At 64.6% G+C, this 14,627-nt stretch carries 13 protein-coding genes; 3 read left to right on the plus strand and 10 right to left on the minus strand.

Annotated elements, in window-relative coordinates; genetic code table 11:
- Nucleotides 1-57: 57 nt before the first annotated feature.
- The gene (locus ACJRW5_RS14415) at nt 58-405 is read left to right on the plus strand and encodes a multidrug transporter (protein ID WP_484571195.1); all 348 of its coding nucleotides are present in this window, start codon (nt 58-60) and stop codon (nt 403-405) included.
- A 99-nt stretch (nt 406-504) separates the two neighbouring features.
- Entirely contained in the window at nt 505-2,337 is a 1,833-nt protein-coding gene (locus ACJRW5_RS14420) for a Na/Pi cotransporter family protein (RefSeq protein WP_484571196.1), read from the plus strand.
- Between the two features lie 73 nt (nt 2,338-2,410).
- Here ACJRW5_RS14420 and ggt read toward each other — a convergent pair whose 3' ends face one another.
- The 6 genes from ggt to ACJRW5_RS14450 form a co-directional block, all read right to left on the minus strand.
- Nucleotides 2,411-4,081 carry a gamma-glutamyltransferase gene (ggt, locus tag ACJRW5_RS14425; RefSeq protein WP_484571197.1) on the minus strand — a complete coding sequence of 557 codons (1,671 nt, stop codon included), beginning with the start codon at nt 4,079-4,081 and terminating at the stop codon, nt 2,411-2,413.
- Nucleotides 4,082-4,185: 104 nt separating this feature from the next.
- Nucleotides 4,186-4,437 (minus strand): YfhL family 4Fe-4S dicluster ferredoxin, encoded by a 252-nt coding sequence (locus ACJRW5_RS14430; protein ID WP_003464019.1) that lies wholly within the window; start codon nt 4,435-4,437, stop codon nt 4,186-4,188.
- 141 nt (nt 4,438-4,578) lie between these two features.
- The gene (gene coaD, locus ACJRW5_RS14435; protein ID WP_484571198.1) at nt 4,579-5,061 is read right to left on the minus strand and encodes a pantetheine-phosphate adenylyltransferase; all 483 of its coding nucleotides are present in this window, start codon (nt 5,059-5,061) and stop codon (nt 4,579-4,581) included.
- A gap of 105 nt (nt 5,062-5,166) precedes the next feature.
- Nucleotides 5,167-6,765: a GMC family oxidoreductase gene (locus tag ACJRW5_RS14440; RefSeq protein WP_484571199.1), complete on the minus strand. Its 1,599-nt coding sequence runs from the start codon at nt 6,763-6,765 to the stop codon at nt 5,167-5,169.
- Nucleotides 6,766-6,871: 106 nt separating this feature from the next.
- Nucleotides 6,872-7,417, minus strand: a complete 546-nt coding sequence (locus ACJRW5_RS14445) for a twin-arginine translocation pathway signal protein (protein WP_484571200.1) — start codon at nt 7,415-7,417, stop codon at nt 6,872-6,874.
- Between the two features lie 42 nt (nt 7,418-7,459).
- A complete protein-coding gene (locus tag ACJRW5_RS14450; RefSeq protein ID WP_484571201.1) occupies nt 7,460-8,890 on the minus strand; it encodes a coniferyl aldehyde dehydrogenase in 1,431 nt (476 codons plus the stop codon).
- A gap of 226 nt (nt 8,891-9,116) precedes the next feature.
- On the opposite strand from ACJRW5_RS14450, the gene ACJRW5_RS14455 reads away from it, so the two are divergent.
- Nucleotides 9,117-9,776 carry a TetR/AcrR family transcriptional regulator gene (locus ACJRW5_RS14455; protein ID WP_484571202.1) on the plus strand — a complete coding sequence of 220 codons (660 nt, stop codon included), beginning with the start codon at nt 9,117-9,119 and terminating at the stop codon, nt 9,774-9,776.
- Between the two features lie 254 nt (nt 9,777-10,030).
- Here the strand turns inward: ACJRW5_RS14455 and ACJRW5_RS14460 are convergent, their stop codons facing one another.
- From ACJRW5_RS14460 to ACJRW5_RS14475, 4 genes are all read right to left on the minus strand, one after another.
- Nucleotides 10,031-11,014 (minus strand): hydrolase, encoded by a 984-nt coding sequence (locus ACJRW5_RS14460; protein WP_484571203.1) that lies wholly within the window; start codon nt 11,012-11,014, stop codon nt 10,031-10,033.
- Between the two features lie 138 nt (nt 11,015-11,152).
- Entirely contained in the window at nt 11,153-11,770 is a 618-nt protein-coding gene (rsmD, locus tag ACJRW5_RS14465) for a 16S rRNA (guanine(966)-N(2))-methyltransferase RsmD (protein WP_484571204.1), read from the minus strand.
- Nucleotides 11,770-13,230: a M16 family metallopeptidase gene (locus ACJRW5_RS14470; RefSeq protein WP_484571205.1), complete on the minus strand. Its 1,461-nt coding sequence runs from the start codon at nt 13,228-13,230 to the stop codon at nt 11,770-11,772. The genes rsmD and ACJRW5_RS14470 overlap by 1 nt, the downstream gene beginning before the upstream one ends.
- Nucleotides 13,220-14,593 carry a M16 family metallopeptidase gene (locus ACJRW5_RS14475; RefSeq protein WP_484571206.1) on the minus strand — a complete coding sequence of 458 codons (1,374 nt, stop codon included), beginning with the start codon at nt 14,591-14,593 and terminating at the stop codon, nt 13,220-13,222. The genes ACJRW5_RS14470 and ACJRW5_RS14475 overlap by 11 nt, the downstream gene beginning before the upstream one ends.
- Nucleotides 14,594-14,627: the final 34 nt, after the last annotated feature.

Below are 14,627 nucleotides of genomic sequence, written 5' to 3' on the forward strand. Positions count from 1 at the left end.
TATCAATGCGCTGTTATAGTTACTGGCAGTTTCCCGAATAATCTGAAGGATCGATCCATGAAAGCGTTCCGCACAACCGCTGCTGTCCTGGCGCTGACTACCGGCATTTGCGCGTTGCCGGTTAATGCTCAACAAGAAAACTCCCCGCAGAATGTGAGTGGCGATCCTCTCTACACGGTTGACGCGCCGCCTGCCTATGCGATGGTCGGTGATCTGTTGATTGCGCGTCCCCTGCTGATCGGTGCCACGATCATTGGCGCGGGTCTGTTCGTGGTCTCCCTGCCTTTCACCGCTACTGGTGGCGGTATCGGTGCTACCGGTAAGGCTCTGGTAGTGGATCCTGGCAAGGCCGCGTTCGTGCGTTGCCTGGGTTGTACCGAAACCGGGTACAACAACCGCCAGTAAGCGACAGGCTCGCTTTCACTGCTGGTCTTGAGGCCCTGGCTCAGTAATGAGCCGGGGCCGTTTGCGTTTGCACACCGCTAAAAGGATGGAACGGTGCCAATGAAGTACCTGCGCTGGATCATGTTGTGCCTGGTTGTGGCGGGCTTGATCGCCTCGTTCTGGTTCAGCCAGGGTTGGCTGCAGTTGTGCGCCGGGCTGGCGGTGTTCCTGTTCGGCATGCAGTGCCTGGAAGAGGGCTTGCGGCAACTGGCGGGAAGCAAGCTGGAGCAGATACTCGCGCGCAGCACCTCCACCTCCTTCAAAAGTCTGCTGTTTGGTGTCGGCGGTACCCTGTTACTGCAGTCCAGCACGCTGGTATCGCTGCTCACCATCGCATTCATCAGTGCTGGTCTGATCCAACTGGCCGGCGGCATCGCCATCCTCTTCGGCGCCAATCTCGGCGCCACCAGCGGTATCTGGTTGCTGGCGCTGGCCGGACAGAATCTCAGTCTCAGTCCTCTGGCGTTGCCGCTGCTGGTTTTCGGCGTGCTGGCTGGTTTCTTCGGTGCCAAGAGCAAGGCGGCGGGGCGTATCGTGCTGGGTATTGCCTTCATCTTTCTCGGTATCGATCAGATCAAGGACGGTTTTGCCAGTTTCGGCGATCTGGACATGACCGGCATGCAGGAAGGCGGGATACGGGGTGCGCTGCTGTTCACCGCTATCGGCATGGCCATTACCGTGGTGCTGCAGTCCAGCCATGCGACTCTGATGCTGACGCTGGCGGCATTGGCCAGCGGTCAGCTGGAACTGGGCCAGAGCCTGGCCATCGCCATCGGCTCGAATGTCGGCAGCAGCGTGACTACCGCCTTTGTCGGCTCGCTGGGTGGCAATCGCAGTGGTCAGCGCCTGGCCCTGGCCCATGTGCTGTTCAATATCACGACCGGTACGCTGGCGTTCTGTCTGCTCGGCCCGCTGACGTGGCTGGTGCATGCCCTGGCCGAGCCCATGGGCCTGGGTGAGAACAGTCTGATCCAGCTGGCGATGTTCCACACCCTGTTCAACGCCATGGGGGTATTGCTGTTCTGGCCGCTGCAGGAACGTCTGGCGCAGTACCTGATTCGCTGGTTACCGGAGCGCAGCGAGCCTCAGGTGCTGATTACCGAACTGTTGGCCGAGCCTGTCGCTGAGCCGCAGCGCACTCAGGCCCGTTATCTCAATGAGCGTGCGCTGGATTCGGTGGAGGCCGCGTCCGGTGCGGTGGTACAGGAGCTGGGGCACCTCGGGCGCCTGAGCCTTGAGGTGATCTGCCATGCGCTGTACCTGCCGGTGGATCAGCTGGCGCGCGTGCGTGCCGACGAACAGTTGTTGCAGGCCAAGCCTTCGCACGCCGGGTTCGATGCGGAGCATCTCTACCAGTTCCATATCAAGGGTGTATACGGCGACCTGCTGAGTTTCATGGGGCGTATGGAGCTGCCGATGGATGAGGCGCACCAGCAGTTCTGGGTGAGTTGCCAGCTGGCGGCGTTGCAACTGGTGGATGCGGTCAAGGATGCCAAGCACCTGCAGAAGAACCTCGGCCACTACCTCGATGCGCCACCTTCGGCCGTGCGCGACTCGTACGTGGAGTTGCGTCGCCATCTGCTGAGCACATTGCATGAGGTCCGTGAGCTGGTACGCAGCGATTTGCCCGAGGATGCCTGGCAGTCGCGCCTGAGCTGGCTCGACGGCCAGGCTGCCAGCTTCGATGCGAGCTTCCGTCAGCAGCTCTTCGCCGACGTGCGCAATGCGCGACTGGATGGGCTGCAGACCAGCTCGCTGATGAACGATCTGGGCTACGTCAGCCGCATCTTCCAGAGCCTGCGCAACGTGCTGATGCTCGGCAGCGAGCAGGCGCTGTTTCGCGAGTTACGCCAATTTGGCGACGAGCAGGAAAGCCTGATCAAGCTCTCGTAGCGCCAGCCCTTCAGGCCTGGTGGGAGGCGCTTCAGCTGCGACTGAGTCTATGCTGCTGCGCCTTGGCGCCGGGCTACTCGCCCTGCGGTACCAGTGCCTCGCCGATCCCGCGAGGGTCGCTTGCGGCCTTGACCTCGCCGCTGACCTTGTTCCAGAACAGCACCTGCTGATTACCGTATTGCCGGTCCAGGCGCTTGAGCTGGTAGCCACGCTTCTGCAGCTCGGCAATCTGCTGCTCGTCGAAGGTATCCGGTTCGTGCTCGATCACATCGGGCAGGAACTGGTGGTGGTAGCGGGCCACCGCGGGCCAGCGTTCGATGGGCTGATCATCCAGGTATTCGAGCATCGACAGCAGCACCATGCTGGGAATACGACTGCCGCCCGGGGTGCCGAAGGCGGCGAATTCATCGGTGTTTTCCAGGAAGCTCGGGCTCATCGACGACAGCGGGCGTTTACCGCCAGCGATGGCGTTGACCTGGCTGCCGGCCAGGCCGTAGGCATTGGAGCCCTGGACATCGGCGGCGAAGTCGTCCATCTCGTCGTTGAGCAACACGCCGGTGCCGGGCACGGTGAAGGCGGCGCCGAACGGCAGGTTGATCGAAAGCGTTGCGGCCACCGAGTTGCCCTGCGCATCGAGCACGGCGAAGTGGGTGGTGTGGTCGCCTTCATGCCAGGTGCCGGCCGGTGGCAGGTCGGAACTGGGCGTGGCCTGCTGCGGGTCGATGCTGCCGGCCAGCACGGCGAGGTGCCCGGGCGAGAGCATGTCCTGCAGCGGGTTCTTGACGAAGTCCGGGTCGCCCAGCAGGGCGCGATCACGGTAGGCGCGGCGCAGGGCTTCGACCACGTAGTGCACGCGTTGCACCGGCTCGGCCTCCTGCCAGGGCAGTTGCTGGAGTATCGCCAGGCTCTGGGCCAGCGCTACGCCGCCTGCCGAGGGCGGTGGCGCACTGATCAGCTCGCGGCCGTCCTCGAGGCTGAAGCGCAGGGGCTCACGGCGCGCTACGCGGTACTCGCGCAGGTCGTCGAGGGTCCAGATACCACCGGCCTGGCGTACGCCAGCGGCGAGGCGTTCGGCAATCTGGCCCTGGTAGAAGCCGGCGCGGCCGTGGTCAGCCAGGGCCTGGAGGGTGGCGGCCAGGTCGGCCTGGCGCAGCACGTAGCCCTCGGCCGGTATTTCACCCTGATCGAGGAACAGCTTCGCGCTTTCCGCATCATCACGCAGCGCGGCCAGGCGCCAGCTCGCCCGCTCGCGATAGACGCGGTCGACGGCAAAACCGTCGCGGGCCAGGGCGATGGCCGGGGCCAGGCTGGTTTTCAGTGGCAGGCGGCCGTGCTTCTCTGCCAACTCGACCAAGGCCGCAGGCAGTCCTGGAATCGCAGCGGCCAGTGCGCCGTTGAGCGACAGCTCACGCTGCACCTTGCCGTCGCGCACATAGAGGTCCGGCCTGGCCTCCAGCGGCGCGCGTTCGCGTGCATCGATAAAGTCATAGCTGGGCGTATCGCCGGCTGTGCGCAAGAGGAAGAAGCCACCGCCGCCCAGGCCGGAGCCGTAGGGCTCGACCACGGCCAGCGCTGCGCTGGCGGCAACGGCGGCATCGAAGGCGTTACCTCCGGCATCGAGCATCTGCTGGGCTGCAGCTGTCGCCGCAGGGTGTGCGGTGGCAATGGCGGCTTGGTGTGGCGCTGCCTGGGCCAGCAGGCTGGCACTGAGCAACAGGGTCGATAGCAGGAGTTTGCGCAACATGCGATCTACCAGGGCAAAGGATGAAGGCTGCAAGCTTAACAGCCCTGGGCAGGCGGGAGGGCGGAGCGGTGCAGGAGGTCAGGCGCCTCCTGCATGGGGACTGGTCAGGCTTTGCCGGTGATGATGCGGTACTTGTGCATCAGCTCATCCTTGCTTTCGACATTGTTCTCGTCGAGCGGGATGCAATCGACCGGGCACACCTGCTGGCACTGCGGTTCGTCGTAGTGACCGACGCACTCGGTACACAGGTTGGGGTCGATCACGTAGATCTCCTCACCCTGGGAGATGGCGCCGTTGGGGCACTCGGGTTCGCAGACGTCGCAGTTGATGCAGTCGTCGGTGATGATCAGGGACATGAAAACAACTCCTGTCGAGGCGACGCCGCGACACTGGCAGACAACGATGAGGCGAATTGTGCCGGATTGGCGGAAAAGGCGCTATGTGGCCTGTATGCGCAGGTGACCGGGAGGCCGCTGGGTGCCTCCCTCGAGTGGTCTTCAGTTCTTGCGAAAACGCTCGTTCAGAGCATCTGCCACGGCCGGATGGACGAACTTGCTGATGTCGCCACCGAGTGCGGCGATCTCGCGTACCAGGGTCGAGGAGATGAACGAGTACTTCTCCGACGGGGTCAGGAACAGGCTCTCGACGTCCGGCGCCAGTTGACGGTTCATGTTGGCCAGCTGGAACTCGTACTCGAAATCCGACACGGCACGCAGGCCACGCAGGAACACGTTGGCACCCTGCTCCTTGACGAAATGCGCGAGCAGACTGGAGAAACCCACGACTTCGACGTTGGGCAGGTGCTTGGTGACCTCGCGGGCCAGCTCGACGCGTTGCTCCAGGGGGAACAGGGGATTCTTCTTGGGGCTGGCCGCGACGGCGATGATGACGTGATCGAACAGGCGCGCGGCGCGTTCGACCAGATCACCGTGACCCTTGGTGATGGGGTCGAAGGTGCCGGGGTATAACACTCGATTCATCGGGACGTCCTGGCGGGTCGAAAAGGAGTCGGATGGTAGCGCAGCGCATCCCGGCGGCCAAGCTGCAGGGATGCTGTGAATCCTTCGCTATCCGCCTGATGGCGTCTAACTCGGGCTTTTCAGGCGCTCAGCCAGTCGCGTGGCGAGTTTTGCCGTCAGCCCGTAGATCGACAGCTGTGGGTTGGCGCCGATGCTGGTGGGGAACAGCGAGCCGTCATGGACCGACAGGTTGGCCAGCTGGTGGTGTCGGCCAAGGCTGTCGACTACGGCTTGCCGCGGGTCTTCACCCATGGCGCTACCACCCATCACATGGGCGCTGCCCAGACGCGTGCGGTACAGCGCCAGATCGAGGTTGTCGATCATCTCCCTGGCTTCGCGCCAGGTACTGACGAAGCGCGCATCGGCGTGGGTCGGCATCACGGCTTTGGCGCCAGCGGCGAACTGGATCTCGGCCATGGTCAGGAAGGCGCGGCGCACGCCGTCCCAGGTGTAGTCGGTCATCGGGTAGTCGAGCACCGGGCTGCCGTCGCTGCGCAATTCCACGCGCCCTTCGGCGCTGTCCGGGTGGAAGCCGTCACGCAGCAGGGCGAGCATCACGTTGGTGTACGGCAACTGTTCCATGCGCAAGGCGTTCTCGCGGCCAAAATCGCCGAGCAGCGTGGCGGTCAGGGCCGGTTGCAGGGGCGGTACTTCCAGCTTGTAGGAGAGGCGACCGGTGGTGCCGTCGTCCCACTGGAAATGATCGGAGTACAGCGATTGCGGCGCGCCGTAGAAGGGGTTGATGACCTGTTCGAACTGCGCAGCGGAGAAATTCACCAGATGCAGGTAAGTACGCCGGCCGACGCGCTTGTGCGGGTCGGGCGCCTCGGAGCGCAGCAGGATGCCGGGGGTGTTGATGCCGCCGCCGGCCAGCACGTAGTGCCGCGCCTTGACCCGGATGCGTTTGCCGTTGGGCGCCACGCAACGCGGGTCCATACCAATGCAGTCAAGGCCAACCACCCGCTCGCCTTCGATCAGCAGCTTGTCGGCGCGGGCCAGGTAGAGCAGTTCGCCACCCGCGTCCAGGGTAGCGGGGATGGTGGTGACCAGCATCGATTGCTTGGCGTTGGTCGGGCACCCCATGCCGCAGTAGCCGAGGTTCCAGCAACCACGCACGTTGCGCGGAATCACCGCCGAGTGATAGCCGAGCTTGTCGCAACCAGTGCGCAATACCTCGTTGTTGGCGTTCGGCGGCACCGCCCAGGGCGCTACGCCCAGACGCTGCTCCATTTTCTCGAACCAGGGCGCCATGGAGTCGACGTCATGCCCCTTCACCCCATGCGCTTCGGCCCAGTGCGCCAGCGTCTGTGGCGGGGTGCGGAAGCTGCTGGTCCAGTTGATCAGCGTGGTACCGCCAACAGCACGGCCTTGCAGGATGGTGATGGCGCCGTCCTTGCTCATGCGGCCGATACCTTCCTGGTAGAGGTTCGGATAGGCCTCGGCCTCCTGCATCTTGAAGTCATCGCTGGTTTTCAGCGGGCCTTCTTCGACCAGCAGCACCTTGTAGCCAGCGGCGCTGAGAATCTCCGCTGTGGTGCCGCCACCGGCACCGCTGCCGACGATGGCGACGTCCGCTTCCAGGGTCAGGTCGTTTTCCAGGCGTGAACCGTCGTATGTCTTCCAGCCTTTGGCCAGGCCTTGTTTGAACAAATCGGGTACAGGCATTTCGAGTTCTCTTGATATTCAGACCGTAGGATGCGCCGTGCGCACCATGGCGCGAGATGGATGCCCCGGTGCGCACGGCGCACTCTGCGGGATCCGCGACACGTCGTCAGACGGTGGGCGGTCCGGGGTAGCCGCAATGCGCCCAGGCCTCGGGGCGGCTGTACCAGGCCATCATCACCAGTTGCAACAACGATGCGTGGCCCATGCGCAGGAGGCTCAGGCTGCTGTTCTGCCAGCGGGTGAGGAAGTTGCGCACGTCATCGGCACTGGCGTTGTCCCAACGGCCCCAGACCCCGGTCAACGGGCCACGGGTGATGGGCAGCGCCAGGACGTCGAACAGTTGCACGGTGAGTTTCAGCATTTCCGGCGAGAGATGCGCCAGGCTGTTGTCGAGGCTCTGCAGCGTACCGGCGATGGCCTGCGGCATCTGCCCGGCGCTGACGGCGCCGTCCAGCATCACCGGGATCAGCGCCTGCAGAAACGGCAGGTCGCTGCTACGCAGGATCAGGTAGCCGCTGGCCGGGGTGCTGGCCGAGCAGCCACTGAGCGTTGCGGTCAGCCCGGCGGTGCCGAGCAGCGCAGTGCCCATCAGGCCGACCTTGAGCAGGCTACGCCGCGACAGCTGCGGCGCGTGGAGGGTGGTGTCGTTCATTGTTGTTATCACCAGGCGTAGAACGGGCGCTGCCCGTATGAGTCAGCGTATGAACAGCTTGTAGACCAGCTTCTGGATCGACTTGCCATACGGCGGGTAGATCAGCCGCGCAGCATTGAAGCGCTGTTTGATGAACACGCCCTTGGCCTTGCTGAAGGTCAGGAAGCCTTCGTGGCCGTGGTAGTGGCCCATGCCCGATGGGCCGATGCCGCCGAAGGGCATGTCGTCCTGGGCCACATGCAGCAGGGTGTCGTTCAGGCACACGCCGCCGGAGTGGGTTTCGTGCAGCACGCGCTGCTGATCGCGCTTGTCGTAGCCGAAGTAGTACAGCGCCAGGGGGCGAGGGCGCTCGTTGATGTAGGCGAAGGCATCTTCCAGGCGGTCGTATGGCACCACCGGCAACAGCGGGCCGAAGATCTCGTCCTGCATCAGCTGCATGTCGTCGTTGACCTCCAGCACCAGGCTTTGCGGCAGGCGTCGGCCCTGGGCTTCGGGGTACAGCGATACGATGCGCGCGCCCTTGGCTTCGGCGTCCTGCAGGTAACCGTTGAGACGAGCCAGTTGGCGCTCGTTGATGATCGCCGTGTAGTCCGGGTTGTCCTGGAGGTGCGGATAGAAGCGCTGCACCACCTCGCGATAGGCACTGACGAAGCCTTCGACGCGGTCACGCGGCACCAGCACGTAGTCCGGCGCCACGCAGGTCTGCCCGGCGTTGAGCGTCTTGCCGAAGGCGATGCGCTCGGCGGCGTGTTCCAGCGGTACATCGGCGGACACGATGGCCGGCGACTTGCCGCCCAGCTCCAGAGTCACCGGGGTCAGGTTATCGGCGGCAGCGCGCATCACATGCTTGCCGATACTGGTGGCGCCGGTGAACAGCAGGTGGTCGAACGGCAGCTTGGAAAACGCCACGCCCATATCCGCCTCGCCCAGAACGACACTGACCAGGTCCTCGGGGAAGATGCGCGCCAGCAGGTCCTTGACCAGCTGCGAGGTGGCCGGGGTGGACTCGCTCATCTTGATCATCACCCGGTTACCGGCAGCCAGCGCCCCGGTCAGCGGGCCGATGGCCAGGAACAGCGGGTAGTTCCACGGCACGATGATGCCGACCACGCCCAGCGGTTGATAAACGACCTTTGCCGAGGCGGGCATGAACTGCATGCCGACGCTGCGCCGCGAAGGCTTCATCCACTTGTTGAGGCGTTTGCTCGCGTAATGGATGCCATGCAGGCTGGGCATCAGCTCGGCGAGCAGGGTTTCATCGGCCGAGCGGTTGCTGAAGTCTGCGGAGATCGCCGCAACCAGTGCGTCTTGCTGTTGGGTCAATAGCTCGCTCAGCGCTTTGAGCCATTGCATACGCTGTTCGGCGGGTGGCATCGGGTTGGCGGCAAAAGCTGAGCGTTGCAGGGCAAAGGTGCTGTCCAGCTGGTTGATCTGCTGTTGGCTGTGCTGCAGGTAAGCGATGTCGGCGACCATGGGGTTTCTCCTCGACGTTCCAGCTGGGCGTGACAGCACGCCTTGATTCGACTGAGCTGGATTTTTAGAGCAATTACTCTAATGTGTCAAATAGGATGCCGCGTGACCGGGGCCGCTGCACCCTAACCAAAGATCAGCGGGAGCCTGCGGGTCTTACCAGGGGTAACACCTGGCCTGTTTCTGCCTGTACCTTTGCCTCTTTTCGAAGTCGAGATCGAGCTGCGTAATGGCGCCACCCAAGACCCGCGACCGCATCGTTGCCGAGAGCCTGGCCCTGTTCAACAGCCAGGGCGAACGCAACGTCACCACCAATCACATCGCCGCGCACCTGGGGATTTCGCCGGGCAATCTGTATTACCACTTCCGCAACAAGCAGGCGATCATCGCCGAGCTGTTCGCCCAGTACGAAGCCCAGGTCGACAGCTTTCTGCGCCTGCCAGAGGGCCGCGCGCTGACGGTGGAGGACAAGACCTTCTATCTGGAGGCGCTGTTGGCGGCGATGTGGCATTACCGTTTCCTGCACCGCGATCTGGAACATCTGCTCGACTCAGACGCCGAGCTGGCCGAGCGTTACCGCGCCTTCGCCAGGCGTTGCCTGCAGGGTGCGCAGTCGATCTACCAGGGCTTCGTCGAGGCCGGCATCCTGTTGATGAACCCGGCGCAGATCGAGGCGCTGACGCTCAACAGCTGGATCATCATGACCTCCTGGGTGCGCTTTCTCTGCACGGCAGGCGCCAACCCGGACAACCTCAGCCAGGACATGCTGCGCCGTGGCATCTATCAGGTGCTGGCGCTGGAAAGCGGCTACATCGCGCCTTCCGTACGCGAGGCGGTCGATGCACTGTACGGCCGCCTGCATGTACCGCTGGAGCAAGTGTTGGGGTGAGCGGTTCGGTGTCGCCGTAGCCCGGATGCAATCCGGGGAGCTGTGCCGGGGCATTCCCGGATTTCATCCGGGCTACGACTTCGCGGCTCGGTAGGAGGGGCTTTAGCCGCGAGCTTTTCGCCACTGAAGCGCCTCCCACAATCTGCAGCGGCTGCCTTGCCCGGTTGCAATCCGCAAAGGCCTTTGTCGCGTCTTTTCCGACTTTATCCGGGTGACAGTTCTTGCCGCCCGCGTAGGAGCGGCTTCAGCCGCGATTATCCGAGGCTTGCCAGCCACTGCGGAATGCGCCGCTCCAGGTAATAAGCCGGCCGGCGCAGGCTGCCTTCGACGAAGCCGACATGACCGCCCTTGGCGTGCAGCTCGAACTCGGTGCCTGGGGCCAGCTCGCTGGTTTCGGGCAGGCTGTGGCGGAAGATGAACGGATCGTCCTCGGCCTGGATCAGCAGGGTCGGGGTGCGAATCGCGCCGAGGTAGAAACGGCTCGAGGCGCGCCGGTAATAGTCGTGAGCGTCGGTGTAACCGTGCAGCGGCGCGGTGATGCGCCCGTCGAAGTCCCAGAAGGTGCGCATGCCATCCAGTGGGCCGAGACGTTCCAGCACCGATAGGCGTTCGCCCTGGCCCTGCTCGGTGAACAGGCGCTGCTTGTTGTTCACATAGGCGACCATCTCGCGCATGAAGTGCGCCTGGTAGACCCGTGAGAAACCCAGGCAGATGCGGTCCGCGCACTGGTCCAGACGAAACGGCACCGACACCGCCACGGCGCCTCGCAACTGGCTCTGCTCGCCGCTTTCCCCCAGGTACTTGAGCAACACGTTGCCGCCCAATGAATAGCCAGCTGCATACAGCGGCGCCATCGGCCGCTGCGCACGCAGATGGGCCACGGTTGCGGCCAGGTCTTCACTGGCGCCGGAGTGATAGCCGCGCGGCAGCAGATTGGGCTCGCCGGAGCAGCCGCGCCAGTTCAAGGCCACGCTGGCCCAGCCGCGTGCAGCCAGCACCTGTTGCAGGCCGAGTACATACAGCGAGTTGGAGCTGCCGGTCAGGCCGTGCAGCACCAGTACCAGCGGTGTGTGAGCGTCGTGCGGGCCGTGCCAGTCGAGGTCGAGAAAGTCGCCATCATCCAGCCACAGCCGCTCGCGCCGCCGCAGCAATTGCGGCGGCTTGCGGCAGAAGGGGTTCCACAGCGTCTGCAAGTGCGGGCCGGGGAGCCACCAGGCGGGTTTGAAGGGATGTGTCATCGGGTTGCTCGGTATCTCAGAGTGGCGGGCTGCACCCGGCCTACGGACGGTGTCGCGGCCTTGTGGGAGGCGCTTCAGCGGCGACCGGGTCGTAGCCCGGATGCAATCCGGGAGCGGTATCCCTGGATTTTATCCAGGCTACGCGGGTGACGGGGGGACGCTTTTCTGCCACAGCGCGTAATGCACCTGGCCGGTGTGCTTCTCGCGGTGCAGGCGCCAGTTGCCGGGCAGACCCAGCGTCGAGGGCGTCGTCTCGCTTTCGGTATAGACCCAGGCGTCGTCGGCCAGCCAGCCCTGGGCTTCCAGCAGATTGCAGGCGCTCTGCAGCAGATCCTGGTGAAACGGCGGGTCTAGCAGAACGATATCGAAGCGGCGCACGGCCGGACGCGCCAGCAGTTGCAGAGCGTCGCCCAGCTGGATGTCCCCGTTGCTGCACTGCAGTGTCGTCAGGTGCTCGCGCAGGGCGCTGACCGAGGCGGGGTTGAGGTCGCAGGCCAGGCCGCTGGCCGCGCCGCGCGACAGTGCTTCGAGCAGCAGCGCACCGCTGCCGGCGAAGGGGTCGAGCACATGGGCGCCCTCGACATAGGGCGCGAGCCAGTTGAACAGCGTCTCGCGCACCCGGTCCGGAGTCGGGCGCAGGCCCGGCCCATCAGGAAAGGCGAAGCGCCGCGAGCGCCACTGGCCGCCGATGATGCGCAGCTGGCCCATACCGCCGTGGGCCTTGCCAGCTGTTTTCTGCGGAGAACGACCGCGCATCAGTGCGGCACCGTGCTGGGACGTTCGGCCGGGCGCTCGGTGGGCGCCGGCAGTTCTTTCTGCGCGACGGTCGGGCCGGCTGTGACCACCACCAGCGCCTCCGGGTCGAGGTGCTTGGCCATCGCTGCTTTCACCTGCTCGGTGGTCAGGCTCTGCACGTTGCGCATGAAGTCGTCCAGGTAGCTCAGTGGCAGGTCGTAGAAGCCCATCGAGGCCAGTTGGCCGACGATATCGGCGTTGCTCGCGGTGGACAGCGGGAAGCTGCCGGCCAGCTCGCGCTTGGCGTTATCCAGTTCCTGCTGGGTCGGGCCGTCGCGCAGGTAGTCGGCAAGCAGTTGCTTGACCAGCGCCAGGGTGCCTTCGCTGAGCTCGGCACGGGTCTGCAGGTTGATCATGAACGGGCCGCGTGCCTGCATGGCACTGAAGCCGGAATAGACGCCGTAGGTCAGGCCACGCTTCTCGCGCACTTCGCTCATCAGGCGGGTACCGAAACCGCCACCGCCGAAGATCTGGTTGCCCAGGTACAGGGCGGCGTAGTCCGGATCGCGGCGGTCGATGCCGAGCTGAGCGAGCATCAAATGCGTCTGGTTGGACGGGTACTCGATATGGCTGCTACCCGGCTTGGGCGTTTGCGGCTGAGCGATCTTCGCCAGTGCCGGGCCCTGCGGCAGGGCGGCGGAAACCTGGTTGGCGATGGTCTCGGCCTCGCTGCGCGAAAGGTCGCCAACCAGAGCGATCACCAGATTGCCGGGGGTATAGGCGCGGGCATGGAAGGCCTGCAGCTGTTGGCGTGTGATCGTCGGAATCGACTGCGGCGTGCCGTCGCTCGGGTGTGCATAGGGATGCTTGCCGTACAGACGCTCGAACAGCTCCAGGCTGGCCAGCTTGCCGGGGTTCTGCTTCTGGTACTCGAAGCCGGCGAGCAACTGGTTCTTGATCCGCGCCAGGGAGTCGGCCGGGAACGTCGGTTTGCCCAGTACCTGGCTGAACAGCGCCAGCGCCGGCTCGCGCTGCTCGCGGGCACTGAGGCTGCGCAGGCTGGCCACCGCCATGTCGCGGTAGGAGCCGTTGCCGAAGTCGGCGCCCAGGCCCTCGAAGCCGGCGGCAATGGCGCCGACGTCCTTGCCTGGTACACCTTCGTTGAGCATGGCGTTGGTCAGGGCGGCCAGGCCGGGCACGTCACCGTCCTGGCTACTGCCGGCGGCGAAGGTCAGGCGCAGGTCGAACATCGGCAGCTCATGGGCTTCGACGAACAGCACCTTGGTACCCTGGGCGGTGTTCCAGGTCTGGATGTCCAGCGTACGGCGAGTCGGCGCCTGATCATCGAGAGCTGCCAGCGATTGCAGTTTGGCGCCGTCATCGGTCGTCGCGTGGTTGGATACGACGCTGCATGCGCCGAGTGTCAGGGCGGCGGACAGGGCCAGGCCGAGCAGGCCCAGGCGGCGGTGCTCAGTCTTCATGACGGGGCTCCTCATTACGGGATTCCTCGGGCAGAACGTGGGCGACGCTGAGGCGATCGCGAACGAAGAAGGTGCGGGCAGCCTGCTGGATATCGGCCGGGGTCACGGCTTCCAGCTCGGCCAGTTCCTGGTCGATCAGCTTCCACGACAGGCCGACGGTTTCCAGTTGGCCGATGCTGCTGGCCTGGCTGGTGATCGAATCACGCTCGTAAACCAGGCCGGCGATGACCTGAGCCCGCACGCGGGCCAGTTCGGCAGCCGATGGTGGGGTTTTCTTGAGGTCTTCCAGTTCCCCCCAAAGGCCGGCTTCGACCTGCTCCAGGGTCTTGCCCTTCTGCACGTTGGGTGTGGCCGAGAGGACGAACAGGCTGTCGCCACGGGTGAAGGCGTTGTACCAGGCGCTGGCGCCGGAGACGAGCTCCTCGCCGCGCTCCAGGCGGGTCGACAGGCGCGCGCTGTAACCGCCGTCGAGCAGGGCGGCGGCCAGACGCAGGGCGTAGACCTGACGCGGCGTCTCAGTCGTGGCGAGGCCGGGTACGTTGAAGCCCATCATCAGGCTCGGCAGCTGGGTCTTGAGGTACAGCGTGGTGCGCCGCTCGCCTGCGCCCGGCAGTTCCAGTGGCAGCTTGGCCTTGGGCACTTCACGGCGAGGGATATCGCCAAAGTAGCGCTGGCTCAGGGTTTTGACCTGATCGACGCTGACGTCACCGACCACCACCAGGGTGGCGTTGTTCGGTGCGTACCAGGTCTGGTACCAGGCACGCAGCTCGTCGATGTGCATGCGCTCGAGGTCGGCCATCCAGCCAATGGTGGGAATGTTGTAACCGCTGGCCGGGTAGGCCATGGCCTTGAACAGTTCGAAGGCTTTGGACGAGGGGCGGTCGTCGGTGCGCAGGCGGCGCTCCTCCTTGATCACCTCGATTTCCTTGTCGAATTCGTTGGCCGGCAATTGCAGGCTGGCCAGGCGGTCGGCTTCAAGCTCCAGCGCCACACCGAGGCGGTCGCTGGCCAGTACCTGGTAGTAGGCGGTGTAGTCGTCGCTGGTGAAGGCGTTCTCTTCCGCCCCCAGGTCGCGCAGCACCTGCGAGGCTTCGCCCGGGCCGAGCTTGGCGCTGCCCTTGAACATCATGTGTTCCAGTGCATGGGACAGCCCGGTGGAGCCGGACGTCTCGTAGCTGGAGCCGACCTTGTACCAGAGCTGGGAGACCACCACGGGGGCGCGATGGTCTTCGCGAACGATGACCTTGAGGCCATTGTCGAGCGTGAATTCGTGAGTAGGTTGAGCGGGTGAGGCGAAGGCCGCTATTGGTGCGCATAGTGCGCCGAACAGCAGGCCGAGGGAGCGGCGGGCAATGGCATTCATCGAGAGTCTGACCTGTCGGATAGCCTGGGCGGTC

This window comes from Pseudomonas pichavaramensis (assembly GCF_050473265.1).
Classification (GTDB): domain Bacteria; phylum Pseudomonadota; class Gammaproteobacteria; order Pseudomonadales; family Pseudomonadaceae; genus Aquipseudomonas.